Source organism: Helicobacter sp. 16-1353 (assembly GCF_003288815.1).
Taxonomy (GTDB): Bacteria; Campylobacterota; Campylobacteria; order Campylobacterales; family Helicobacteraceae; genus NHYM01.
In genome coordinates, this window is the sequence record NZ_NHYM01000003.1 from 143,192 (window position 1) to 168,373 (window position 25,182).

At 33.1% G+C, this 25,182-nt stretch carries 22 protein-coding genes; 9 read left to right on the forward strand and 13 right to left on the reverse strand.

Translation table 11 applies throughout. The annotated features are described in order from the left end of the window. Positions 1–217 precede the first annotated feature (217 nt). Both gatB and CCY99_RS02930 read right to left on the reverse strand, forming a co-directional pair. Positions 218–1,642, reverse strand: a complete 1,425-nt coding sequence (gene gatB, locus CCY99_RS02925; protein WP_112059916.1) for an Asp-tRNA(Asn)/Glu-tRNA(Gln) amidotransferase subunit GatB — start codon at positions 1,640–1,642, stop codon at positions 218–220. A gap of 70 nt (positions 1,643–1,712) precedes the next feature. Continuing rightward, positions 1,713–2,726 (reverse strand): agmatine deiminase family protein, encoded by a 1,014-nt coding sequence (locus CCY99_RS02930; RefSeq protein ID WP_112059917.1) that lies wholly within the window; start codon positions 2,724–2,726, stop codon positions 1,713–1,715. A gap of 61 nt (positions 2,727–2,787) precedes the next feature. Between CCY99_RS02930 and tsaD the strand changes: the two genes are divergently transcribed. Next, positions 2,788–3,777, forward strand: a complete 990-nt coding sequence (tsaD, locus tag CCY99_RS02935) for a tRNA (adenosine(37)-N6)-threonylcarbamoyltransferase complex transferase subunit TsaD (RefSeq protein ID WP_112059918.1) — start codon at positions 2,788–2,790, stop codon at positions 3,775–3,777. A gap of 6 nt (positions 3,778–3,783) precedes the next feature. On the opposite strand, the gene CCY99_RS02940 is transcribed toward tsaD, so the two are convergent. Continuing rightward, complete coding sequence (locus CCY99_RS02940) at positions 3,784–5,853, reverse strand: 6-hydroxymethylpterin diphosphokinase MptE-like protein (RefSeq protein WP_112059919.1); 2,070 nt, start codon at positions 5,851–5,853, stop codon at positions 3,784–3,786. Position 5,854: 1 nt separating this feature from the next. Next, complete coding sequence (locus CCY99_RS02945) at positions 5,855–7,396, reverse strand: flagellin B (RefSeq protein ID WP_112059920.1); 1,542 nt, start codon at positions 7,394–7,396, stop codon at positions 5,855–5,857. A 140-nt stretch (positions 7,397–7,536) separates the two neighbouring features. On the opposite strand from CCY99_RS02945, the gene topA reads away from it, so the two are divergent. Both topA and CCY99_RS02955 read left to right on the forward strand, forming a co-directional pair. Beyond that, positions 7,537–9,735 carry a type I DNA topoisomerase gene (gene topA, locus CCY99_RS02950; protein ID WP_112059921.1) on the forward strand — a complete coding sequence of 733 codons (2,199 nt, stop codon included), beginning with the start codon at positions 7,537–7,539 and terminating at the stop codon, positions 9,733–9,735. Beyond that, positions 9,732–10,595 (forward strand): biotin synthase, encoded by an 864-nt coding sequence (locus tag CCY99_RS02955; RefSeq protein ID WP_112059922.1) that lies wholly within the window; start codon positions 9,732–9,734, stop codon positions 10,593–10,595. The genes topA and CCY99_RS02955 overlap by 4 nt, the downstream gene beginning before the upstream one ends. A 360-nt stretch (positions 10,596–10,955) precedes the next feature. Here the strand turns inward: CCY99_RS02955 and CCY99_RS02960 are convergent, their stop codons facing one another. From CCY99_RS02960 to CCY99_RS02985, 6 genes are all read right to left on the reverse strand, one after another. Next, the gene (locus CCY99_RS02960; protein ID WP_112059923.1) at positions 10,956–11,513 is read right to left on the reverse strand and encodes a prepilin-type N-terminal cleavage/methylation domain-containing protein; all 558 of its coding nucleotides are present in this window, start codon (positions 11,511–11,513) and stop codon (positions 10,956–10,958) included. Between the two features lie 111 nt (positions 11,514–11,624). Next, entirely contained in the window at positions 11,625–12,143 is a 519-nt protein-coding gene (gene mog, locus CCY99_RS02965) for a molybdopterin adenylyltransferase (protein ID WP_112059924.1), read from the reverse strand. Further along, positions 12,137–12,619, reverse strand: a complete 483-nt coding sequence (gene mobB, locus CCY99_RS02970) for a molybdopterin-guanine dinucleotide biosynthesis protein B (protein WP_112059925.1) — start codon at positions 12,617–12,619, stop codon at positions 12,137–12,139. The genes mog and mobB overlap by 7 nt, the downstream gene beginning before the upstream one ends. Then, positions 12,616–13,059, reverse strand: coding sequence for a molybdenum cofactor biosynthesis protein MoaE (locus CCY99_RS02975; protein WP_112059926.1), 444 nt, complete (start codon positions 13,057–13,059; stop codon positions 12,616–12,618). Before CCY99_RS02975 ends, mobB begins: the two co-directional genes overlap by 4 nt. Before the next feature lie 8 nt (positions 13,060–13,067). Beyond that, positions 13,068–13,292 carry a MoaD/ThiS family protein gene (locus tag CCY99_RS02980; RefSeq protein WP_112059927.1) on the reverse strand — a complete coding sequence of 75 codons (225 nt, stop codon included), beginning with the start codon at positions 13,290–13,292 and terminating at the stop codon, positions 13,068–13,070. Further along, the gene (locus tag CCY99_RS02985) at positions 13,293–14,525 is read right to left on the reverse strand and encodes a molybdopterin molybdotransferase MoeA (protein ID WP_112059928.1); all 1,233 of its coding nucleotides are present in this window, start codon (positions 14,523–14,525) and stop codon (positions 13,293–13,295) included. It abuts the gene before it with no gap. Between the two features lie 81 nt (positions 14,526–14,606). Between CCY99_RS02985 and purL the strand changes: the two genes are divergently transcribed. The 6 genes from purL (at position 14,607) to CCY99_RS03015 (ending at position 23,546) form a co-directional block, all read left to right on the forward strand. Continuing rightward, a complete protein-coding gene (gene purL, locus CCY99_RS02990) occupies positions 14,607–16,799 on the forward strand; it encodes a phosphoribosylformylglycinamidine synthase subunit PurL (RefSeq protein WP_112059929.1) in 2,193 nt (730 codons plus the stop codon). Positions 16,800–16,890: 91 nt separating this feature from the next. Beyond that, entirely contained in the window at positions 16,891–17,364 is a 474-nt protein-coding gene (gene moaC / locus CCY99_RS02995) for a cyclic pyranopterin monophosphate synthase MoaC (RefSeq protein WP_112059930.1), read from the forward strand. 179 nt (positions 17,365–17,543) lie between these two features. Further along, positions 17,544–19,010 carry a TolC family protein gene (locus CCY99_RS03000; RefSeq protein WP_112059931.1) on the forward strand — a complete coding sequence of 489 codons (1,467 nt, stop codon included), beginning with the start codon at positions 17,544–17,546 and terminating at the stop codon, positions 19,008–19,010. Positions 19,011–19,039: 29 nt separating this feature from the next. Next, on the forward strand, positions 19,040–19,777 hold the full coding sequence (locus CCY99_RS03005) for an efflux RND transporter periplasmic adaptor subunit (RefSeq protein ID WP_112059932.1): 738 nt from the start codon (positions 19,040–19,042) through the stop codon (positions 19,775–19,777). Beyond that, positions 19,777–22,830, forward strand: coding sequence for an efflux RND transporter permease subunit (locus CCY99_RS03010; RefSeq protein WP_112059933.1), 3,054 nt, complete (start codon positions 19,777–19,779; stop codon positions 22,828–22,830). The genes CCY99_RS03005 and CCY99_RS03010 overlap by 1 nt, the downstream gene beginning before the upstream one ends. 2 nt (positions 22,831–22,832) lie before the next feature. Further along, positions 22,833–23,546: an MnmC family methyltransferase gene (locus CCY99_RS03015; RefSeq protein ID WP_181646809.1), complete on the forward strand. Its 714-nt coding sequence runs from the start codon at positions 22,833–22,835 to the stop codon at positions 23,544–23,546. Here CCY99_RS03015 and CCY99_RS03020 read toward each other — a convergent pair. From CCY99_RS03020 to exbB, 3 genes are read right to left on the reverse strand one after another with little or no spacing between them, the layout of a single operon-like run. Further along, entirely contained in the window at positions 23,538–24,212 is a 675-nt protein-coding gene (locus tag CCY99_RS03020; RefSeq protein ID WP_112059935.1) for a TonB family protein, read from the reverse strand. The genes CCY99_RS03015 and CCY99_RS03020 overlap by 9 nt on opposite strands. After that, entirely contained in the window at positions 24,212–24,595 is a 384-nt protein-coding gene (exbD, locus tag CCY99_RS03025; RefSeq protein WP_112059936.1) for a TonB system transport protein ExbD, read from the reverse strand. Before exbD ends, CCY99_RS03020 begins: the two co-directional genes overlap by 1 nt. Further along, positions 24,592–25,011, reverse strand: coding sequence for a TonB-system energizer ExbB (exbB, locus tag CCY99_RS03030; protein ID WP_112059937.1), 420 nt, complete (start codon positions 25,009–25,011; stop codon positions 24,592–24,594). Before exbB ends, exbD begins: the two co-directional genes overlap by 4 nt. Positions 25,012–25,182 lie beyond the last annotated feature (171 nt).

A 25,182-nucleotide genomic window follows, 5' to 3' on the forward strand; every position in this document is an offset into this window, starting at 1 on the left:
AAAATTAAATAGAATCTAATAATGGCACTCCATTGCAATCTATTGTGCAGTTTCTTGTGTAATTTCTTGTGCCACCTCTTGGAATCCTAAAAGAAAATGGCAAAATTTGCATATAACGATTATAAAAAAAAGAAATGGATAAAAATAATAAGCTTTAGATTCTACTTAGATTCTAGTATGTAATATAAAGAATCTAAGCTTTAATAAAAAGATTTATCTATTTTAATTTTTCTTTTAAGATTTCATTGACTTTTACAGGATTTACTCCTTTTAGATTCTTCATCACTTGTCCTACAAAAAAGCCAAAAAGTTTATCTTTGCCACTTTTATATTCATTTACTTTATCGCTATTTGCACTTAAAATACTATCAATCGTGCTAATTATCATATCATCATTATCTATTTGCTCTAATCCTAGCGATTTAATGAGAAAATCAACATCATTATTTCTTTGCTTAAGCATAGAATCTAGTATTTCTTTTGCACTTTTTCCATTTATTTTTCCTTCATCGATTCGCTTTACTAGGATTCCCAATCCTTGTGCTGTTATGCCACAATTTTGTAGATTAATATCTCCCTTTAATCGTCCTAAAAGCTCTACATTAAGCCAAGTTACACTATTTTTGATACTAGCACCAGAATCTAGCATATCTTCAAAAAATCTTGCCATTTCTAAAGAGCTAATGAGCGTTTTGGCATCATCTTTTTTAATCCCTAATTCATTTATAAAACGATTTAGTTTATCTTCTGGAAGTTCCCCTATATTACTTGCTTCATCTAATAAATCTTGCGGAATATGAACGCTTAATAAGTCAGGGTCTGGGAAATACCTATAATCAGCCGACTCCTCTTTATCACGCATTCCTCTTGTAATGCCTTTTTGTGTATCAAATAATCTTGTTTCTTGAATAATTTCTTTATCATAGTTTCCACTTCTCCAAGATTCAATTTGTCTCTCGACCTCATAATCAATTGCTTTTTGAATAAATTTAAAACTATTTAGATTCTTAATCTCTACTCTTTTGTATAGATTCTTATCTCCAAGCGGTCGTATTGATACATTTGCATCACATCTAAAACTACCCTCTTGCATATTTGCATCCGAAATCTCAATAAATCTTACAACCGAATGTAATTTTTTAAGATATGCTATTGCCTCTTGTGCACTTCTCATATCAGGCTCACTCACGATTTCTAAAAGCGGAGTGCAAGCACGATTCAAATCGACTTGTGAATAATCACTTTGATGGATATTTTTCCCAGCATCTTCTTCTAAATGTGCCCTTGTGATATTTATCTTTTTAATCTCTCCATCTACTTCGATATTAATACTTCCTAATCCAACGATTGGTTTTTCAAATTGACTTATTTGATAAGCTTTTGGCAAATCTGGATAAAAATAGTTTTTTCTAGCAAAGATTGAATCCTGATTTATCGTAGCATTTATTGCCACTCCAAAAGAAATAGCTTTTTTCAATGCTTCTTTATTTAGCACGGGTAAAGCACCCGGAAGCCCCAAACAAGTAGGGCAGACATTTGTATTTGGAATATCACCAAATGATGTTGCACAAGAGCAGAATATCTTTGTTTTAGTGTTTAATTGGACATGCACTTCTAGCCCAATGATAGTTTCAAAATCCATTGTTTAACCTTATAGTATTTTTTGCTGGATTCTACTTTTAAAATGATTAAATCACAATTTATTATTTAGTTTATATTGATGGTATATTCATACTAAGACAATGGATAGAGCCACCCTGTCGCAGTAGAATCCTAGAATCTATCGGGATAATCTCTCTATGTGGAAATAGATTTTTAAATGTATTAATTGCAATCTCATCGTTTTTATCATTAAAAATAGGCAATAAAATAGCATTATTGATAAATAGAAAATTAATATAACCAGCTGGTAATCTAGCTTTTTTATAATATACTGCTTTTGGCATAGGAAGTGGGATAAGATTAAACGCCTTGCCATTTAACGCTCTAAATGTGGCTAATTCCTTTTCCATCGCATTTAATGCTTTGTAATGTTTATCAAATCTATTATTACATTTTAGATAAATAATAGTATTACTATCTACAAATCTAGCCAAATTATCAATATGACAATCTGTATCATCACCACTTAAAAAGCCATTTTCTAGCCACAAGATTAATTTCGCATTAAAATATTTTTTTAGTTTTTTTTCTATTTTATTTTTGCTTATATTATTTCGATTAGATTCTAATAAACATTGTGTAGTTGTGAGTAAAACCCCTTTTCCATTTGTATCAATGCTACCGCCTTCTAAAATAAAATGTTTTGATTTCAATGAGATATTTTTTGATATATATTTTAGGATTCCACTCTTATATAGTTTTTTTGAAAATGCATTATCAAGGTTTGCGGCAAATTTCAAACCCCAAGCATTAAAAATAAAATCAAACATTATTATTTTATTATTTTTTATTAGGCTAATTGGTGCGAAATCCCTACACCAAGTATCATTTGTGTTAATGTTGATTAGGTGGATATTAGCCTTATTTTGCAGTAGTGCTACATCTTTAGCATATTTATAAACCACAATAACAGGCTGGAATCTTGCTATATGGGTAATTATCTCAAGTATTTTATTTTGTGATTGTTTTAAGTATGCATTCCAATGGGAATCTTTATGTGGCATAGCTACTATTGTCCCACTTTGAGTTTCCCATTCAGCAGGGAATCTAAGCTTTTTATTCATCGTAAATCCTTATAACTTTTAAGATATAATTTTACTTAAATTTTAATGTTAAGAGAAATAAGTGATTTTAAGTATTGAAAGTAGTTGTGATGATAGTAGCATAGCCCTTAGTAATATAGATAATTACAAGCTTTTATTCCATCAAAAAATCTCACAAGACAAAGAGCATTCGCGTTATGGCGGAGTTGTGCCGGAACTTGCATCAAGATTACATTCTGCTAGTCTGCCAAGAATATTAGAGAATATTAAAAATGATGGATTTGATTTTAGTAAGATAAAGGCGATAGCAGTAACTAACGAGCCGGGTTTAAGTGTATCGTTAATAGAGGGTGTGATGATGGCAAAGGCACTTTCTATTAGCTTACAGATTCCGCTACTTGCTATAAATCATCTAAAAGGGCATATTTATTCTTTATTCTTAGAAAAAAAAGCGATTTTCCCTATTTCTATTTTGCTTTTATCAGGCGGACATAGCCTTATTTTGGAGGCATATGATTATAATAATATTAAGCTTATTGCAACAACAATGGACGATAGCTTTGGAGAAGCTTTTGATAAAGTGGCTAAAATGCTAGATTTGGGTTATCCCGGTGGTCCCATAGTAGAATCTTATGCATTAAATGGCAAGGGAGATATTTGCTTTCCTATTCCGCTTAGATATTCCAATGAGATGGCATTTAGTTTTTCAGGGCTTAAAAATGCCGTTAGGGTATTTATTGAAAACAAAAGTTTAAATCAATCTATTAAAAGCGAGATTTGCTATGCATTTCAAGAAAGTGCCATAAAGCATATAATCCAAAAAAGTAAAAAATATATGCAATATTCTAATATTAAATATTTTGGTGTTGTAGGCGGTGCAAGTGCAAATAAATCTTTGCGTATGGAGCTAGAAAAGCTATGCATTCAATTTGATAAAGATATATTATTTGCTCCACTTGAGTTTTGTAGCGATAATGCCGCTATGATTGGCAGATGTGGGATTGATGCTTATCATTTAGGAGAGTTTGTATCATTTATGGATTTGGATATTTCACCAAAATCAAGATTCTAAAAGTTACTATTTTTTCCAGCTTTCAAAACTATCTTTTACGCAAAATAGGACAGAATCCAAGCACCCAGCAAGGGAAAATAGCCACGCCTTATGTGCGAATAGCCACTCGATTTGCTTTGCTTTTTGTAGCATTGGGTCTTTTGTGTAGGTCGTGGTGATTTTGGCGAGCTCCATTTCTTGGTGGAAAATGTAGGCTTGGGTGGCTTCATTAAACATATTCATAAATTCCCTATTGGTAAATAGCCCTTTTATCTCTTCTATTTCATCAAAAATTGGTTCTAGGGATTTAAAATCAAAATTTTCTAGGATATTTTTGGCATTTGCTTCGTTTGTATTATTTGTGTTGTTTGTGTTGGATTCGGTGGATTCTGCGTTTGGCATAGATTCTACAGATTCTATAGATTTGGCGATTTTCTTAGATTCCATAGATTCTGCTAGATTCTCCGTAGATTTGGCATTTGCCGGAGATTCCCCATTTGCCAAAGCACTTTTATTTAATCGCTCTAATTCCTCTGTTTTCTCAACCACTTTTAAAAATAATGCCTCAATTGTCGCCTTTTTCTCTTTCCCATAGCTAAGCCAATGCTCCACTTTCGCCCTTGCATTTTTTAGATTTTCTTGCACTTTTTCTTTATTTGGGGGCGTTAGAGTTATCGTCTTTTTTGGGGTATTTTTTGGGATATTTGCAATTGCTTTTTTGAAACTCATTTCGATTGTGCCGGGGATTCTCGCTCCGCCCTCTGTGGCATTTATGACTTTTATTCTATCCTTGGTGTCGTAAATATCTTTGATAAAAAAGTTTAGAAATAGCTTCCAAACCCTAGTAGATTCGACAAATCCGCCTCCGCCGTATCTCTCTACTAGAATCTTGCTATTTTGCGACTCTTTTTTTATCTCATCTTCGCCATAAACCGCCCCTTTGCTGTGGCTTTTGCCATTCTCGCCAAATGCCAAATCCTGCCCGATAAATATGCAAGTTTCAAATCCGGAATGCACCACTAGCTCATACGCCATATTTGCCGCACTCATTCCAATGCCGATATAGCCGTATTCATTTAACTCAAAGTAGCTTGTGTAGCCAAATGGACGCTCTGAGAATTGTATTGTTCCGCCTTTTTGCTGTATGGTTTGGATTACCCTTTTATGTGCGATTGATGTGATTTCAAAGATGACGCCTTGATATTTTTCTTTTTCCACCACTTCGTAAAACTTCGCTCCCTCTTCTACTCGCTCCATTGTAAGCACGATATCCGGCTTAATATCGTGTTTGCATAGGATTGGGAAAGAGGCATCAATGCAGAATATACTCACATATGGGGCGATTTCCTTGAGTAAATCTAGCTGTTTGTAGAGTGATGGTCCCGTGGATACGATGATTGCGGTATTTGTATTTTTAGCTTTTGCTATTAGCTCAAGTAAAGTTGGGCTTTGTAGCATTAAGGGCAGGTTTGCGATGTGGTGCTTTATCCCAGTAATTGCGTCTTTGGAATCATTCCCCACAGCTACTACGCCATGCTCGATAATATCGATAAATAGGCGGTTTATTCGCATTGCCTCGCTCATATAAATATCATAATATTCATTGAAAATATGCAGATTGTATAGCTTGGAGTAGAGTAGGGCGTTTTTGTTTTTGTGAAAAAATGGCGAGAGATTCTCGTAGTTTAAATCTTTTGAATAGAGTATTATAAGGCGATTAGATTCTAGCTCTTTTTTTAGATTTACTAGATTTAAAACACTAAAAATTATTTCTATATTTGGCTCTATGACAATAAGTCGCTTTAAATGCTTATTCGTAAGTAGCATTTTATAAAAGATTCCATTCCCAAGCCCAAAACAATATAGATACGAATATAATGCAAATTCATTAAATTCATTAATCTTATTTATGCTAAATTCAACGCCATTATGTTGGAATAAAAAAATATTATGCTTTTTATCAAAAAAGTTTATATCCGCAGAATCTTTTCCTACAAATATTTCTAAATTTTCATTTGGAGTGATATTTAATAGTAGCGTAGCAAGGGCAGAATCCAGCTTTGAAATCGCAGCTAGATTCTGCTTAAAAGTATCCATATTATTGTAGTAGCCTTAGGACATTTTGCTGAACTAAGTTTGCTTGAGCCATAGCAAAGCTACCACTTTGAGCTAGTATGTTATGCTTACTAAATGTGGCAGATTCCGCTGCAAAGTCCACATCTCTAATCAAAGATTCCGCTGCTTTTATATTTACTTGCGTTACCGAGACATTGTTTATCGTGGCAACTAGCTGGATTTGTGCTGAACCAATATCAGCTCTAAGTTTATCAAGCTGGGCTCTTGCAGATTCCGCCATATCCATAACGACCATTGCACCCTTTAGGCTTGTAACTCCCGCACCAATGCCGTTTGCGTTTAATTGTGCTTGAGCCACATTCGCATTTGCCCCAGAAGCAGAGGCGATATTTGCATCAAACTCGCCACGAACTGCCCTAAGATTTACTGTGTATTCCGCTGTGCCTTGTTCAGAGTGGAATCCTATGTGGCTATAATTTATCCCAGAGATGATAATATCCCTAGCATCCGTTCTAACCAATGTAAGGCGACCTACAATCGCGTGATTATCGCCATCGATTCCAGTGAAATTTCCACCACCAAACACCTCGTGTCCCTCTAATGTGCTAATGCTTATCGCTCGTCCATCGGTGCTTCTTAGATTTATTCTTCCAGTAATATCTGTAAATGCCTCGACGCCTGTTCGCTCTTTTATAGAATTTATCGCATTTATAAGTCTACCATCGGAGTCATTTTTCCGGACATCATTAATCGTCCCGATTTGAACGCCATTTATAGTAAGTCCTCGAATGGTGCCGGATAGCACTGCTGAGCTACCTGTCGCCATAACATTAAAAGATGCTCTCATTCCAAGTTTATCGGAATATTTATTTATAACTTCACTTAATACGCCAATACCTGTTCCAGCACTTGTCGAAATCTTTACCGTTTCTAATTCATAGCTATTTACGCCATCGACTTCTAATGCTCTAAGGGCGACTTCTGTTAGATTCTCTCTCCCATTTTCAGGCTCCATTCCCTCGCCGGAATATGATGAGCTTTCCATTCTTACATGCCCGATTTTATCGCTACTTGTTGGACCAATTGAGGCTTTTATCGTGGTGTTTGAATATGCACCAATTTGGAATTCCTTATTTGAAAAGCTACCGGAAAGCATTTGCTGTCCGTTAAAACTTGTGGTATTTGCGATATTATCTAATTCCTCTAATAATCTTAAAACATCACTTTGCAATGCTCGTCTAGATTCTGTTGTTTGTCCATCTTGGGCTGCTTGAACGGCTTTTGTTTTGATGGTATCTAGTATTTTTAATTGCTCGTCCATCGCTTTATCGGCGACTTGTATCATACCAATTGCGTCATTTGCGTTTCTAACTGCTTGTCCTAAAGCTTCGCTTTGAGAACGCAAACTATCGGCAATCGCCATTCCGGAAGCATCATCTGCGGCTTTATTTAACCTTAAACCAGAGCTAAGCTTTTCTAGCGAATTATGGATACTTCTATTATTTTGCACTCCAATAGTATGGGCACTTAAAGCGGAAATGTTAGTGTTAATCCTAAAACTCATTTGCTTTCCTTTGCTAAATATTTATGAGATAGCTAAAGCAATTTGTATTCCATAAATTTGTTTTATAAATATATTAATGGAAGTATTTTTTGTGTTAAAATGCATTTTTTTATTGAAATCCTAAAATTTAAGGAAAATCATTGAAGTTAATAATAGTAGAATCCCCAGCTAAAGCTAAAACAATAAAAAATTTTTTAGGTGATGATTTTGTGGTGGTTGCATCAAAAGGGCATATTAGAGATTTGCCTAAAAAAGCTTTTGGCATAAAGATTGAGGGTAAGAATTTTTATCCAGAATACGAAGTATCTAAAGACCATAAAGAAATAGTCCAGCATATCAAAAAGCTTGCAAAAGAAGCAGATGTGATTTATATCGCAACTGATGAAGATAGGGAAGGTGAAGCAATAGGCTATCATATAGGGCAGCTTATTAATAAAAATGCTTCTTATCCTAGAATCGTATTTCACGAAATAACAAAAAAAGCTATTTTAGATTCTCTTAAAAATCCAAGAGAGATTAATGCAAATATGGTAAATGCACAACAAGCGAGGCGATTGCTCGATAGAATCGTAGGTTTTAAGCTAAGTCCACTTTTAAACCAAAAAATACAAAAAGGCTTAAGTGCTGGTAGGGTTCAAAGTAGTGCATTGAAATTAATAGTTGATAGAGAAAAAGAGATTAAGAGTTTTATACCAATCCAATATTTTAGTATAGATTCTATCTTTCATAAAAATAAGCAAAAAATAGAAGCCCAGCTTATAGAATGGGAGGGCAATAAAATAGAAAAGCTATCTCTACGAAAAAAAGAAGAAGCAGAGATGATGAGAGATTGGATTGTAAAATCTAAATTTAGTGTTAAAAATATTGAAACAAAAAATAAAAAAGTTTCTCCGCCACCGCCTTTTATGACTTCTACTTTACAGCAAAGTGCCTCAAATGTGCTTGGATATTCTCCGTCTAAAACAATGCAGATTGCACAAAGATTATATGAGGGAATCCTAAGCGATAAAGGTATAATGGGGCTTATAACATATATGCGAACAGATAGTTTAAATATTGCTAAAGTGGCTCAAAATGAGGCTAGAAAACTCATTGTAGAAATGTTTGGGGAGGATTTTATCCCTAAAACTCCTAGAATCTACACAACAAAACAAAAAAACGCCCAAGAAGCCCACGAGGCAATCCGCCCAACGAGGCTTGATTTTACCCCAGAAATTGCTTCTAAATATCTAAAAAGCGATGAACTAAAAGTCTATACATTAATCTACAATAGATTCTTAGCATCTCAAAGTAGTGATGCTATTTTTCAATCGCAAAATGGATTTATAAGCGATGAAAAGGCAGTTTTTAAAGCTAGTGGCTCAAAATTAATATTTGATGGATTCTATAAAATCATAGGAAATAAGGACAAAGATAAGCTTTTAGCACCTTTAGAAATAGGTGAAGAATTGCTTTTAGATGAATGCAAGGTAAATGCACATCAAACAGAACCGCCACCTAGATTCTCCGAAGCTTCGCTTGTGAAAACATTAGAAAGTTTAGGAATTGGTCGCCCAAGCACCTATGCACCGACTATCTCGCTTTTAGCCAATAGAGAATATATAAAAATAGAAAAGAAGCAAATTTTTGCTAGAGACATTTCATTTGTTGTTATTGATATGCTTGAGAAACATTTCTTAGAGATTGTAGATTCTAGCTTTACGGCAAAATTAGAAGAGAAGCTTGATAAAATCGCAGATTCTACCCTTGATTGGCAAAAGGTTTTATGGGATTTTTATGAGCCATTTATACATCAAATTAATGATGGAAAGGCAAATATCGCTTCATTAAAAGTAGTAAAACAAACAGGGGAATTTTGTGCGGATTGTGGAAAAGAACTAGTCATTAGAAATAGCAAATATGGTGAGTTTATCGGTTGTAGTGGTTATCCAAAATGTAAATATATAAAACAAGAGCAAAAGCAAGATGAAATAATCCAAAGTGAAGAAAAATGTGAGATTTGCGGAAAAGCTATGGTTAAGAAAAAAGGTAGATATGGTGAATTTTTAGCTTGTAGTGGCTATCCAGATTGCAAAAATATAAAATCATTAGCAAAAAATAATACTAAAAAAATACTCCAAAATGTTAAATGCCCTCTTGATGGAGGGAATATTGTCCAAAGATTCTCCAAAAGGGGCACATTTTTTGGTTGCGATAATTACCCAAAATGTAATTTTATAAGTAAAGATGAACCAACTAATGAGAAATGTCAGGAATGTGGCTCTATTATGGCTAAAAAAGAAACAAAAACAAAAAAATACTTGCAATGTATAAAATGTAAGTATAAAAAAGAAATATGATGGCAAAAAAAATTTATCTTTGCTCGATAAGTAATGTTACAAGTGGAGCGTGTAAGGAAGATTGCTTTTATTGCACGCAGAGTGCAAAATATAATACAAATATAGAAATTTATAAAAATAAATCAAAAGAGCAGGTGTTAGAAGAAGCAAAACAATTAGCAAAGTTTGGAGCTAGTGGATTTTGTCTAGTTACTTCTGGTCTTGGATTAGATTCCAAAAAATGTGAATATATAGCCACTCTTTCCTCTTTTATTAAATCCGCATTACCAAAAATGTTGATTATTGCTTGTTGTGGTATTGCAGATAGAGATTCACTAAAATACCTTAAAGAAAATGGCGTAGATAGCTATAATCATAATCTAGAAACAGCAGAAAGTAATTTTAGTAATATTTGCACTACACATAGTTTTTATGATAGATTGGAAACTTGCAATAATGTTCTAAGCGTGGGCTTAAAATTATGTAGTGGTGGAATCTATGGAATAGGCGAGAGTTTTGAGCAGAGAATCGAGTTTTTAAAAACACTAAAAGAGTTAAATCCTCATAGCTCACCAATAAATTTTTATATCCCAAATGATGCTTTACCGATAAAACAACCTAAAATCAGCAAAGATGAGGCTTTAGAGTGTATTATAATGTCTAGGGAGATGTTAAAAGATTCCATATTAATGCTTGCAGGCGGTCGTGAAGTCGTCTTTGAGAACGAACAAAAGAAAATATTTGATTATGGTATTGATGCTATTGTATTGGGTAATTACCTTACCACAAGTGGCGATAAACCATATAAAGATTTAGAAATGTTGCAAAACTATCACCTAAAAATAGGACATTTAATCGAAGATAGGCAATGTGTGGTGTGAATTTAAAAAATGAATCTTTTAGAGTATTTAAGAATATTTGAAGTTCACAATAAGCCCTTAATTTAAGAATCTCTAAGATTATTTATAAATATAGAATTAGTTCCATTAGAAACAAAGAATTATCAATGGAATCCTAATATTAGATTAATCTCTAAAGCTAAATTTTAAATTACTTAATAATTTTATAAGATTTACCCCGTAAGTTAAGATTCCCATAATCAAAATTATTTAAGATTCCAGCCTTTATCTTAGAATCTCCAAATATATTAGTAATTAATAAGTATTAGAATATTTAGAATATTTATTTAAGAATTATTTGAAGTTTATATTAAGGGATTAAGTCCCTTAATATAATAAGATTTAGAATTTAACTGCACCTGTTGTAGCAAGTGGGATAATTCTATTAGAATTGCTTGGATAGGAATCTCTTAGGTTTTTACAGAAAACCCCATCATTTCCACCTTGTGTTGCTCCACCTGCTAGGTTGATATTTTTTGGGTCAAATATTAGATTACCATCTGTGTCTATATTTATTACTGCTCCACAGCCACCAGTTGTAGCTACTGCTCCACCTCTACTTTGAACATTTCCTAGTGGTTGTATGCCACGAGTTCCTATTGCACCATTTCCACCTACTGCCCATCTACTTTTATCCATACCACCTGTATCAATCATCCACTCTCCCCAAGTTGAAAATCCATCTGGAGCGGTAGAAGATGTTGGGTCAATATTTTCAGCGAAAACCCTAGCTGGAATTGCTTTTAAAACAGTTGCTATATCACTTCTAGCCATAGCTACTTGTGCATCAGTTCTTGTTGTTACAAATCTAGGAACAGCAACTGCGGCTAAAACTCCTAAAATAACGATAACGAAAACTAATTCAATCATTGAGAAACCACTTCTATTTACATTTTTCATACTCAATCCTTAATGCTGAATTCTTTTAGATTAAATCTTAAAGTAAACGAATTATAAACTTTTTTTTTTTAATTTTTACTTAAAGGCATATCTTAAACCAAGCTCTAAATCTTAGCTTTTTGGTCTAAAAGCTTTTATCACTTCTTCATTAGTTTCTATATAATCTCCACCGATTAAATCCAAGCAGTAGGGCACAGCAGGAAATACAGCTTCCAAACATTCCTTTATACTTTTTGGTTTTCCGGGTAGATTTATAATAAGCGATTTATCGCAGATTCCAGCACTTTGCCTAGAGAGTATTGCTGTTGGAACATATTGCAAACTTACACTACGCATTAATTCACCAAATCCCGGAAGCATTTTTTCACAAACAAGCTCGGTTGCCTCTGGGGTTACATCTCTTGGTGCTGGTCCTGTGCCTCCTGTGGTGAGTATTAAAGAGCATATTTGAGATAATTCTAATAATGTATTTTTAATACACTCTAATTCATCACTAACTAACTTATATTCTGCCACCCACGGCGTCTTTATATATGAATCTAATGTAGCAATAATAGCTTTTCCACTTAAATCCTCATATATCCCTTTTGCAGCTCTATCTGATGCTGTTAATATACCAATTTTTACCATTTTATAGCATTTATCCAATCTAATATTTCATTATGATTATTCAAATCAAGTGTTACTTTATCGCTAAATTGCCCTTTTAGGCTATCAATAGTAGCGATTGCATCTGCGTTTATAACATCTTCTTTCACAAACGCATCCCTTATGACACAAATCCTTTTATAAGGCATTGTTTTAAAACCCTCTATAAACAGATAATCTAAAGATTTATTGTTATTCATAATATCTAAAACCTTGTTATTTGGCAATGATTGATGAAATCTAATTGTTGTTTGTGATGGTGAAATAACAGCTACATCTGCACCACTTTCAAAAAATTTATAGCTATCTTTACCTTTTGTATCAAAAACCATTTTATTTTTTGGGTCGTGTTTTATCACACCAACCTTAAAATTAGGTATTAGAATCTTACAAAGTCCCTCAATTAAAGTCGTTTTACCGCTATTTGAAATACCACTAAAGCTAATTACTTTTGTCATAAAATACCAGCTCCATTTATTGGTTTGCTTCTATCTTTTGCGTAGATTCTTTGATTATCTATAATATCATATTTCCATATTGGAGCATTACTCTTAAAATCTTCTATAAAACTCTCATATAGTTCTAAAGCTGATTTTCTATTTGGCGATACGATGGCACACATATAAGAGGATTCTCCAACCTTGACATCACCATTTGAGTGTGCCATAAAGATTCTCGCATTCTTAGATTCTGCTTTTTTTTGCCAATTATTAAACCATAATTGCAGGATTGGCATATATATATCAAAGCTTAGCCCAGAAATGCCATTTTCACTCCGGACAATTCCTGTAAAAACACAAAATGCACCGCAATTATTTAACTTTACTTCTTTTTCCCATAAAGCATAGATTTTTAAGGTTTCTAATGCCCCTTTATAAATAGAGAGATTATTTTTCATAAATTATCTTATCCGCCACATACAGGAGGTAGAAGCGAGATATTGTCATTGTCTTTAAATGTAATATTTGATGTATTTTGGATTATCTCATCATTTAGAGCAATAGCACAGAGCGGAAGCCAATCTTTAAGTGTTTTAATTTCATATAATTTTTCTTTTAATTCACTAAAGTTTTTTACATCAATCTCCATAGAATCTAATCCTATTGGTCCTAAAAAATTAACTTTTACCATTTATAATCCTTTTAATTTTATTAGTTCATCAAGTAGAATTATATCCACTAAATTATCTTTTTTTATAGGTTTTTTATCAATTAAAATCATTGCCCCATTAATATTATTAATCATATAAGATTGCCTATTTGGCTTTAATTCTACTTCATATTTTCCATCTCTTAAATATAAATCTGCTAATGCAAACTCCATTCTACTAGTATCAATATCTTTTATATCATTTATTAATTTTGCTTTATGTATTGGTATTGTTGGTGTAACACCAAGCATTTTTGCTATTATCAATCTTCCAAATAAAAGAAACGAAACAACGCAAGAGATAGGATTGCCCGGAAGCGCGATAATGTGCTTATCTGCATTACAATTTATATATGAGATAACTTTCCCCGGCTTGATTTGAACACTTTCAAAAATGCTACTACCAAATTCCCCTATAATATTTTTTGTAAAATCAAAATCCCCCTTACTCATTCCGCCCGTAGTTATTACAACATCATTTTGCTTTAGTGCATCTTTTAGTGCATTTTTTATTGTTGTGTTGGAATCTTTTAAGATAGGATAGATACTCCCAATACACCCAAGAGATGATACAATCGCATTTAAAATGTGATTATTTGAACTATAAATATAATTATCATTGTTTGGAATCTCGCCAATCTCAAGTATCTCATCGCCACTTGTTAGAATAGCAACTTTTGGTTGTCGATAAACTTCTACAAAAACATTATTATTTTGTGCTAGGATTCCTATATCAAATGGGCTAATATGCGTTCCTTTGTGTAGCAAAATATCATTTTTCTTATAATTTTCACCCTTTTTTCTAATCCATTTAGCTTTTTCTACATTTTCATTTTGTTTTAAAAATATCTTATTATCTACTACTTTCACTTGCTCTACAATCACTAGGCTATCGGCATTTTCTGGCATTTTAGAGCCTGTGAAAGTTTTAATACAGAATCCTTTTTTAACCTCACATTTAAACTCATTTCCAGCCTTATTTATGGAATCTATTGTTAATCCGCTATTTTTTAATATTTCTAAATCATCATAGCAAAATGCATATCCGTCCATATTTGAAGTGTCAAATTTCGGCATATTATCTTTTGCTCTTATGTCATTGTATAAGATTCTACCTACACTTTGATTTATAAATATTTTTTCAATGCCAAGTTCATTTATTTTCGTTTGTTGTATAAGTTTCAAAGCTTCATTGAAAGTTACATATTTATTCATATTTATACCTTAATTTTTTGACATAGTGTCGCTATTTTATATAAAATCGTATTTGCAAAACTTTAAAAAAGCGAAAACAAAATGCAAAATATACAAGATGTGCTTAAAAATCATAAATTAAGCGTTGAAGATTATGAAAATATCAAAAAGATTCTAGGGAGAGTACCAAATATCGTTGAAATCGGCATTTTTTCTGCGATGTGGAGTGAGCATTGTAGCTATAAATCTAGCAAGATTTACTTGCGGAATTTCCCCACTTCCGCCCCCTATGTCGTGCAAGGTCCGGGCGAAAACGCTGGGATAATCGATATTGGCGGCGGATACTGCGCGGTTTTTAAAATGGAGTCGCACAATCACCCTAGCTTCATAGAGCCATACGCTGGGGCTGCAACGGGCGTGGGCGGAATCTTAAGGGATATTTTTACGATGGGAGCTAGACCTGTGGCGAGTTTAGATTCCATACGATTTGGGGATATTTTAGATTCTAAACACGCAAAAAAGCATAAATATCTAGTTCGTGGCGTGGTAGCTGGGATAGGCGACTATGGGAATTGTATGGGGATTCCAACTATTGGGGGCGAGACTAGCTTTGAATCTTGCTACAATGGAAATATCTTAGTGAACGCCTTTAATCTAGGCATTGTGAAAAAAGAAAATATTTTCTATGGCAAAGCAAAAGGCGTGGGGAATCCAATCATTTATGTAGGCAGTAAAACGGGCAGAGACGGCTTAGGTGGGGCTGTGATGAGTAGCGATAGCTTCAATGAAGAATCTAAGAATCTCCGCCCAACCGTGCAAGTGGGCGACCCATTTAGCGAAAAGCTCCTTTTGGAGGCGTGTTTGGAGCTATTTAAAAAAGATTTAATTATTGGGATTCAGGATATGGGGGCAGCTGGGCTTACTAGCTCATCGTTTGAAATGGCGTCGCGTGCGGGAAGTGGAATGAAAATGCACCTTGATAAAGTGCCGACTAGGGAAGAGAATATGACCCCATATGAGCTAATGCTAAGCGAATCTCAAGAGCGAATGCTAATTTGTGCTAAAAATGGCAAGGAAAATGAGGTAATTGAGATTTTCAACAAATGGGAAATCGATGTGGCAGTTATCGGCGAGGTTACCGATAGCGGAAATATGGAGCTTTTCTTTAATGGCGAAATCTGTGCGAATATCCCAATTGCCCCATTGAGCGACGCTGCACCCGTGCTACATAGACCTATAGAAAAGCCACAATATTTGGATAATTTGCAGAATTTTACTTTTATTCCTAGTCAAAAATCCCAAAATGAGATTTTTAGGGAGCTATTAGGAAGCCCTGATATTTGTGATAAAAGCTGGATTTATAATCAATACGACAGCACTATTTTAACAAACACCATTCTAGGTAGCGGAAGTGGCGATGCGAGTGTAATTCGCGTAAAAGAAAATGGCAAATTCTTGGCTATGAGCCTATATTGCAATCCTAGATATTGCTACCTAGACCCAAGAGAGGGTGGGAAAATCGCCGTAGCAACCGCCGGGCGGAATTGTGCGACGCGTGGGGCAAAGCCGCTTAGCATTACAGATTGCCTAAACTTCGGTAGTCCAGATAATCCAAATGTAATGTGGCAGTTTAAAGAAGCCTGTGAGGGGATAGCGGAGGCTTGTGAAATCTTGCAAACCCCTGTTGTTAGCGGAAATGTTTCACTTTATAATCAAAGTGAGCAAATTGATATTTATCCAACGCCAAGTATTGGAATGGTTGGAATCATTGACAAAATAGAAAATCTAAAAGATTCTGCATTAAAACAAAAAGGTCATATTTTAGTTGTTTTGGGAGAATTGAGAGAGGATTTTGGCGGAAGTTTATTGCTTAAAATATCAAGAAATCAAATCGCTGGAATCCCGCCTAAAATAAATCTCTACAAAGAATTAGCTTTATGGAAACTTTTACAAGAAAGCGGAGAATTTATAAAATCAGCAAAAAGTGTAAAAGAGGGCGGTATAGCTATCGCTTTAACTAAGATGGCTTTACTTGGTGGATTTGGTATTGATGTGGAAATGGATATTTCTAAGGATATGATTTTTAGTGAATCTCAAAGTTGCGTTTGTATTGAGATTAATGAAAATAAATTAAATAGATTAAATGAATTATCAAATAAATTTAGCATTCCTTATAAGATTATTGGAAAAGTTACCCAAAAAGGTGCAAATATAAATATAGATTCTGTTGCAATCACGCAAAATGAAGTAAGAAAATTATATTTTGATACTTTTAGCACTTTAATGAATAATTGATATTGTTGCGATTGATTTATTTAAGCAGTATTTAGAATCTCTTTTATGGTAGAATCCTAGCTAAACAAATATTCTAAATGGAGCTATTTTTTTGAATCTTACCCATATTAATGACAATAATAATCCAACAATGGTTGATGTATCACAAAAAGATGTAACTAGCCGAGTGGCAGTTGCATCAGGTGATATACAATTAAGCAAAAAATCATTTGAAGCTTTGATTAATAATAATGTCAAAAAAGGTCCCGTTATCGATACTGCGATAATTGCAGCGATTATGGGAGCGAAAAAAACTAGTGATTTTATCCCTATGTGCCATCCGCTTTTTTTAAGTAAGGTTGATTGTAATATCAAAAAAGATTATAAAACTTACACAATTACACTTGAAGTTAGCGTGAAATGTGAGGGTAAAACAGGGGTTGAGATGGAAGCTTTAAGTGGAGTATCAATAGGATTATTAACCATCTATGATATGCTAAAAGCGATAGATAAAAATATGACTATTTCTAATATTGTTTTAATAAGTAAAAGTGGCGGTAAGAGCGGAGAATATAGGCGATTATAATACTATACCATAAGTCTAAAAAGTTTAATATTAAAAACTGCTTTATTTATGGTGTTTTATAAACTATTAAGCAATGTAAATTATTTTATGTTTAATTTTTAATTAATATTATTTATATACAATTGCAAATTATTTTGTTTTAATAATTTTTTATGCTTATTTTTTAAGGAGTTTTTTATATGAAAAAACATTTTTTCATTGTTTGCGTTTTTTGCTGTAGTTTGTTTGCAGAAACTACAAATACAGAAACGAGTGATATGATTATACAAAAAGAAGAATCTAGTAATTTAGACATTACAAACACAGATTCTTTGAGTTTGGATTCCATATATTCTAATAATATAAATGAAAATATCAATATCCCATTAGATGATGTTTTTATTCCAACTATTGCACCAGATACGCAGATAAAAGATATTTTAGATGTTTATGAGGATTCTACTGATGTTTTAAATCTCAAAGAATTATTAGATAAAGCAAAAGATAATTATAATCTACAAGCAAAAGATATTGCTATTCAAGAGGCAGAAGCTACTCGCTCATCGGTATATGGACGATATTTGCCTAGCCTTGATTTGGGTTATAATCTTAACATCACAAAGCGAAATATAAATGGTTGGCAGCCAACAAATAATATGCATTCCGCACAAGCTAGTGCAAATTGGGTGCTTTTTGATGGAGCATCTAGGGAGTTTTCGTTATTATCAAATAATGCTCTAATTCGTGCGGCAATCGCCGATAAAGGTTATTCGCAAGAAACATTATTCTTACAGGTTATAAGCTCATATTATCAGTATTTTTCCATCAAAGGACAGATTATTGCGATGGAGCAAAAGAAAATTAATATTGCTGCTAATGTCGCTAGAATCCAAGTTTTATACGATGCAGGTTTGCAAACCATTGATGCCCTAGAAGCATTAAAAGCAGAGTTAAGTTCTACTGAATATCAATTAGAAACCCTAAGATTAAATTTCGAGCAAATAAAACTTCAATTATCGTTATACACAAATATCGATGTAGAAAAATTAAAAAGAGATGAGATATACAATCCAGAGTTTAAAGAGATTCAAAGCCTAAATATTACAATGCAAGAAGAGCAAGCACAAAGTGCAGAATATCAAATAGGGACAATCACCTACTGGCCTACAATCTCGCTTTTTGATACTTTCACTTGGAATTTTAATGGCAATTCCAATATTTCTGGCGAACAAGGGCTATTAATGTCGTATAACTACCCACGACAGCAAAATGTATTTGGTGTGAGTGTTACTTGGAATATATTTAGTGGATTTAGCACAAATAGGCAGAAAGAAGCCCTAAGGCTTACACATTTAAGATTACAAAAAGGTATTGCCTATGCTAAAGAGGAACAAAAAAGTAATATTAAATTCTATAAAAAGTCTATAGAAGCGGCATTATCACAGATTAAAAGTGCGGAAGCGTCGTTGAAATCTGCAAGTATTTCTTTTGATAATGTTGCAGAAAAATATAATGCTCAATTAGTAAATTATAATGATTATTTAGATGCGTTAAGCACAAAATACGATGCTGAAGCCACTTTTATACAAAGTTTGAATAATTATGAACTGCAAAAAGCAAATTATATTTTTTATAGCGGTCAAACATTGTTAGATTATGTTGATTAAAAAATGTTAGAAAATTTGAAAGGAAAAAGATGAAAAAGATTCTATGTTTATTTATATTTTTATGTGCTAGTGTTTATGCCGAAGATGTATATGCTACATTTTTATCACAAGGTGTGAAAGAAGCATCGCTAAAGCTTAATTCATCTGGAATCGTGGATTCTATAATGGTTGATATTGGTTCTAGGGTAAAAAAGGGTGATATACTACTAAAGATTCAAAATAATACGCAAATGGAGAGTGTAAATATCCAAAAAGCTCAAGTAGCCGCCTCTGCGCAAACATATCAATTCCAAAAAAATCAATTTGAGCGATATGAGCAAAGTAAAAATGCAATTGATAGAAACACATATGAGCAGATTTATTTTAATTTCAAAAAAACAGAAAATGATTTAAAAGTCGCTCAAGCAACACTAAAGTATCAAGAAGAATTATTAGCAAATACTTATTTAATAGCTCCGTTTGATGGTGTAATAGCTGATAAAACAATAGAGCTAGGAGATGGTGTTGCACAAAATAGTACTACATTGTTTTACCTAGTAAGCAATGATGTGAAATTAGTTTTGGAGTTTGATTCCAAATATGCAGGAAAAGTAAAAGTAGGAGATACTTATACCTTTTCGGTTGATGGCTCTACAAACAAGCAAAGCGTAAAAATCACAAAAGTTTACCCAAGTATAGATTCTCAAAATAGAAAATTAAAAGCTGAAGCATTGGTGAAAAATATGATGTCTGGGGTCTTTGGTGATGGAAATATAAGGACTAAATAATGTATAAAATAGCTATTTCAAGACCAATTTTAACACTTGTTTTTGGGTTATTATTGATATTTTTTGGAACATTAGCATTGTTTAGATTCCCAATTGCTTTGTTTCCAGATATTGACTTCCCTGTTGCTGCTGTTATGACTACTTATCCGGGTGCAAATGCCGAAACAATTGAAACAAAAGTAACTGATAAGATTGAAGAAGCATTGGGCGGAATTGATGGAGTAGATAAGATTACTTCTATAACCTCACAAAATGTATCGCTTGTAATCGTGCAATTTCTTTTAGATAAACCAAAAGAAGAAGCAATGAGCGATGTAAGGGATAAGGTCGGCTCTGTTCAATTTGAAGATACCAATATACAGAATCCTGTTATTATGAAGTTCGATAGTAGCTCTTCGCCTATTATAAGTGTTTTTGTAAGCTCGGATAAAGCTCCTATAACTGATTTAATGATGGATGCCTATAATATAGTAAAACCAGCATTGGAGAGAATCTCGGGTGTTGCGGGAACAAATGCTATTGGATATAGAGAAAGAACTATTAGAATCTATCCAGATATTAGCTTAATGAATAAATATAATATTACCTTTACACAATTAGCAAATATTATTGCAGCAGAAAATGTTGAGATTGATGGAGGTAAGATTCAAACCGACCAAAAAGAGTGGGTTATAACTACTAGTGCTGATGCGAAAAAGGTAGATGATTTAAAACAGATTAGAATCTCAAATAATCTAAAATTAGGCGATATTGCCGAAGTGGTTGATTATGTTAGCGAGGATACCACCTATGCTTCTGTAAATGGCAAAATGGGTGTAATTTATGAGGTGCAAAAAATCGCCGGACAAAATGATGTCCAAATAGCAGATAGTGTTAAGGCTGCATTACCCGCACTACAAGAGCAATTAAAAGATTATGAGATAGAGGTTTTTAGTGATACTACAGAATACATTAAACAATCCATTGCAGAAGTAAAGTTTGACTTAGCACTTGGAGCTGTTCTTGCAACACTGATAGTTTTTATATTCTTACGAAATTTTACTATGACAATAGTATCGGCAATAAGCCTTCCTGTATCTATTATGGGGACATTTGCATTCGTCCAAGCGATGGGGGAAAGCCTAAATATGATGACAATGCTAGCCCTAACTCTTGCTATTGGTATTATCATCGATGATGCGATAGTTGTAATAGAAAATATTCATAAAAAGATAGAAAAAGGTATGCCTAGAATTGAGGCAGCCTATGAGGGCGTTAGGGAGATTGGATTTGCTATTATTGCGATTTCTGCGATGCTTTTATCGGTTTTCGTGCCGATTGCCTCGATGGGTGAGATGATAGGTAGAATCTTAAAGGCTTTTGCATTAGCTGTTGTTGCGGCTATTGTAATATCATATTTTGTTGTTGTTACTATTATACCGACGGTTAGTTCGCTTGTTGTAAGTTCTAAGCAAAGTAAATTCTATATCGCAACAGAGCCATTTTTTAGAGGAATGGATAATATATATGTAAAAATGGTTAAATTTACAACAAGATTCAAGTTTAGCACACTCTTAGCCGTGGTTATATTCTTTATACTTTCATTATTTTTGATTTCTAGGCTTGGATTTAACTTTATGGTATCTGAGGATAAAGGTGAATTCAATGTATTTGTTGAGACTACACCGGGTATTACAGTGGATTATATGAGAGAAAAAGTAACTACCGCTCAAGATATAATAAAGAGTGATAAAGATGTAACATTTGTTAGTATGCAGATTGGTTATAATAGCCTCCAAAATGCGTATCGCTCAAAGATATATGTTGCTTTAACCCCAGAAAAAGAGCGAAAAGGCAGAAGCCAATTTGACATTATGGCGGATTTACAAAAACAAATAGGCGAAGCATTACCAGATATGAGTATATCCACAGCCGAGATTTCATCTATGGGTGGCGGTCCAAACTCGCCTGTGCAGGTTATCATAAAAGGTGATGTTCAAGATGATGTATCCAAATCAGCGGATAATCTAATCGCTCTTTTAAAAGAAACCAAAGGTATAACTAGTATTAGAACTGATACGCCAGATTATGCCCCGCAATATACTATTGATATTTTAAGACAAAATGCTAATAAAAATAATGTTAGTGCTCAAAGTATTGGCTCTGCGATAAATTCAGCATTCTCTGGACAAAATCAAATATCATATTTTAGAGAAAATGCAAAGGAATATGATATTGTTATAAGAGTGCCAGATAGTGAGCGAAAAACCATTGATGATTTGAAATACTTGCAGATTCCAAATGCAGATGGTGATATGGTCTTTATCGATGGTTTAATAGATATAAGAGAGACTACACTTCCAGCCTCAATCAAGCGATATGATAGAGAGCGAAGTGTAACCATATATGGGAATCTAGACCAACGACAAACTACCTTAAATGATGTTTTAAATGGTGTTGTGGAGGGTAAAAAAAGCGAATGGATGCTAGATGGCGTAACCTACTCACTAGATGGTGAAGCAAAATATGCTAAGGAAACCTTAGCACAAATTGGTATTGCTGTAGTAACGGCGTTTATCTTGATTTATCTTGTTTTAGCGGCATTGTATGAATCTTTAGTTCAACCTATAATCATTATGATTACATTGCCTTTGAGCTTCTCGGGAGCATTTATAGCACTCTATTTGACGGGTAATAGCCTAAGTATGTTTGGATTAGTTGGGTTAATGGTGCTGATGGGTGTGGTCGGTAAGAATGCCACGCTTGTGGTTGATATGGCAAATGAATTTAGAAAACAAGGTAAGAGCGTCGATGAAGCTATTTGCCTAGCAGGGGAATCTAGACTTAGACCGATTCTTATGACTGTGTTTGCGATGGTATTTGGTATGCTTCCGCTTGCACTATCTACTGGAGCGGGTTCTGCGATGAAATATCCAATAGGAATTGCGATGATTGGTGGGCTTATCGTATCGATGTTCTTAAGCTTACTTGCTGTGCCGGCATTTTATAAGATTATGGTGCCAGTCGATGATTGGATTAGAAAATTCTATGCTAAAAACCTAGAATTTGAATAATTTTGAAATATGTAAAAACTAATGATGGTAGTATTAGTGCATATAATGATAAATATGACGATTACTACCATAGCCAAAAAGACGGAGCAATCTTAGAAACCTTATATAAGCATATTATTCCGTCTTTTAGCATTGTAGATAAAACTTCTTTAAAGATTCTAGATATTTGCTTTGGACTTGGATATAACTCACTTTTCACACTAGCTTATGCAAAAAAATTTAATATTAATGTAGAGATATTTTCCCCAGAAAAGGATATTTTATTATTAGATGGATTGAGAAATTTTAAATATCCTAAGATTCTATACAATTACCTAGATATTAATAATATTTTACATTCCATTACTCAAAGCAAAAAGTATAATCAATCCAATCTATCCCTATATGTTTTTAAAGGCGATGCTAGTATTTATCTACAACAATTTAAAGATGGTTTTTTTGATATTATCTATCAAGATGCTTTTAGTCCATCTAAAAATAACGAGCTTTGGAGCGAATCTCATTTTAGAGAGCTATATAGAATCCTGCATAATGATGGGGTTATTACGACTTATTCGAGTTCATCTTTTGTGCGTAAAAATGCTTTTTTATGTGGTTTTTTTGTCTTTAATATGAAATATTTCAAGTTGAAGCAAGGTAGTATTTTTACAAAACAAGATATAGATATAAAAAATATAGAAAATATTATTCTAAATAAGATTGATAGATTAAATTAGATTGTATGAAATGATTATTTTTATTTTTACATTATTATCAATGCTTGGAAATTCCTTATAAGACCTTTTAATCGCATTTATTGCTCCTTGATTTAGGGTATTATGTGCGTTATTTAGGATTTTTATATCACTAATTTCACCATTTTTAAATAGCACAAATTCAACGACAACATTACCCTCAATCTCCCTTTTACGCGCCATTCTTGGATATTGATTATGTTTTTCAATAATTTTTTTTATCATTGCAAAAAGCTCACTATCATTATCTAATGTTTGGATTCCACCACCGCCAAAATTTGCATTTTGTGAATCATTAAAATTATTAGATTCTGTATCTTGCTGATTAGATTCTATGTTAGATTCGGCACTTTCTGTGGTTTCCTCTACAACCTCTTTTTCTTGTTTTGGATTCTTAGTTATGGTTTTATTTGGAATATTCTTTTTTACTACATCTTTTTTCTTTTTATGCTGTTTTTTCTCTTTCTTTTTATATTGTTGGATTTCTTGAGAGCCAGCTCCCGTATTTGCCACATTTGAAAGATTGATTGATATAGTGTAATCACTTTTTGCAGATATTTTCTTTTCATTGAGATTTATCGTAACCATCGCAATTAATAGCGTATGAAATACAAATGAAGCGATAAATCCAATTTTTAACGGAGACATTAGTTTTTTATCCTAGCTTGAATGGTGAAATTCTCGTGATTTTTCTTTTTTAAAATATCTAATATTTCTATGAATGATGAAAATCTTGCCTCGCTATCACTTACTAATTCTATTTGCGTTTTATTATCAATAAGCATAATCTTGCTTTTTAGCTTTTCTATATCTATGATTTTTCCCTCGTATAGGAAATTATTTGCGTTATCAATACCAATTTGAATCTTTTTATTTTCTTTGTTTAATACTGCAGATTCAGATTCAGGGAGATTGACTTTGATTTGCCCTTGAGCGATAAAACTAGCAGTGCTTAGCACAATTGCCAATAAAACTAGCATAATATCCACTAGCGGTATGATATTTAACCCTTCTTTACGCGGCAATCTCATTTTTTTGCCTTGTAGCGGTTGATTAACACATCTACTTTTCGTAAAAATGCATTATAAATAATTAAGGTAGGAATCGCCACAACAAGCCCAAGAGCAGTTGCTTTTAGAGCAAGACTAAGTCCCACCATAATATCTGCGGCATTCATCTCTCCACTTACACCCATATCATAAAATGTAATCATAATCCCAATCACAGTGCCAAGAAGTCCTACATATGGGGCGTTTGAATATATAATGTATAAAGAAGTTAGATTTTTTGTTATAGCTTCCTCAAACATATCAATATCACTAAATTTTGAAAAATCTAATCTTTTATAAAAGATTATTCTCTCAATGCTAAACCAAACAACAATAAAGCTCATAATCCCTAAGATTCCAAAAATTATAAGGTCAATATACTCTTTTAAAAATTCCATTTTCTTTCCAATAATAAGATTGATTATCATTGTATAATGATAGCATAATCTAAGATATTTGCTACTAACTTTTAATCTAAAAGATAAGCAAAGTTTGATAACATAAGCACTAGCAATACAAATAATACTAATTTATTTTTCGTATTATCTATGAATATTATAATATAAAAA

Bases quoted from the DNA above. Each gene is read 5' to 3' on its own strand.
- CCY99_RS02940 (WP_112059919.1), bottom strand. From the start codon at position 5,853: ATGGATACTTTTAAGCAGAATCTAGCTGCGATTTCAAAGCTGGATTCT.
- mog (WP_112059924.1), bottom strand. From the start codon at position 12,143: ATGGTAAAAATTGGTATATTAACAGCATCAGATAGAGCTGCAAAAGGG.
- exbD (WP_112059936.1), bottom strand. From the start codon at position 24,595: ATGAGATTGCCGCGTAAAGAAGGGTTAAATATCATACCGCTAGTGGAT.
- CCY99_RS02980 (WP_112059927.1), bottom strand. From the start codon at position 13,292: ATGGTAAAAGTTAATTTTTTAGGACCAATAGGATTAGATTCTATGGAG.
- CCY99_RS02945 (WP_112059920.1), bottom strand. From the start codon at position 7,396: ATGAGTTTTAGGATTAACACTAACATTTCCGCTTTAAGTGCCCATACT.
- CCY99_RS03000 (WP_112059931.1), top strand. From the start codon at position 17,544: ATGAAAAAACATTTTTTCATTGTTTGCGTTTTTTGCTGTAGTTTGTTT.
- CCY99_RS02985 (WP_112059928.1), bottom strand. From the start codon at position 14,525: ATGAATAAATATGTAACTTTCAATGAAGCTTTGAAACTTATACAACAA.
- CCY99_RS02930 (WP_112059917.1), bottom strand. From the start codon at position 2,726: ATGAATAAAAAGCTTAGATTCCCTGCTGAATGGGAAACTCAAAGTGGG.
- CCY99_RS02975 (WP_112059926.1), bottom strand. From the start codon at position 13,059: ATGAAAAATAATCTCTCTATTTATAAAGGGGCATTAGAAACCTTAAAA.
- CCY99_RS02960 (WP_112059923.1), bottom strand. From the start codon at position 11,513: ATGAAAAATGTAAATAGAAGTGGTTTCTCAATGATTGAATTAGTTTTC.
- purL (WP_112059929.1), top strand. From the start codon at position 14,607: ATGCAAAATATACAAGATGTGCTTAAAAATCATAAATTAAGCGTTGAA.
- CCY99_RS02955 (WP_112059922.1), top strand. From the start codon at position 9,732: ATGATGGCAAAAAAAATTTATCTTTGCTCGATAAGTAATGTTACAAGT.
- gatB (WP_112059916.1), bottom strand. From the start codon at position 1,642: ATGGATTTTGAAACTATCATTGGGCTAGAAGTGCATGTCCAATTAAAC.
- mobB (WP_112059925.1), bottom strand. From the start codon at position 12,619: ATGACAAAAGTAATTAGCTTTAGTGGTATTTCAAATAGCGGTAAAACG.
- CCY99_RS03010 (WP_112059933.1), top strand. From the start codon at position 19,777: ATGTATAAAATAGCTATTTCAAGACCAATTTTAACACTTGTTTTTGGG.
- CCY99_RS03020 (WP_112059935.1), bottom strand. From the start codon at position 24,212: ATGTCTCCGTTAAAAATTGGATTTATCGCTTCATTTGTATTTCATACG.
- exbB (WP_112059937.1), bottom strand. From the start codon at position 25,011: ATGGAATTTTTAAAAGAGTATATTGACCTTATAATTTTTGGAATCTTA.
- CCY99_RS03005 (WP_112059932.1), top strand. From the start codon at position 19,040: ATGAAAAAGATTCTATGTTTATTTATATTTTTATGTGCTAGTGTTTAT.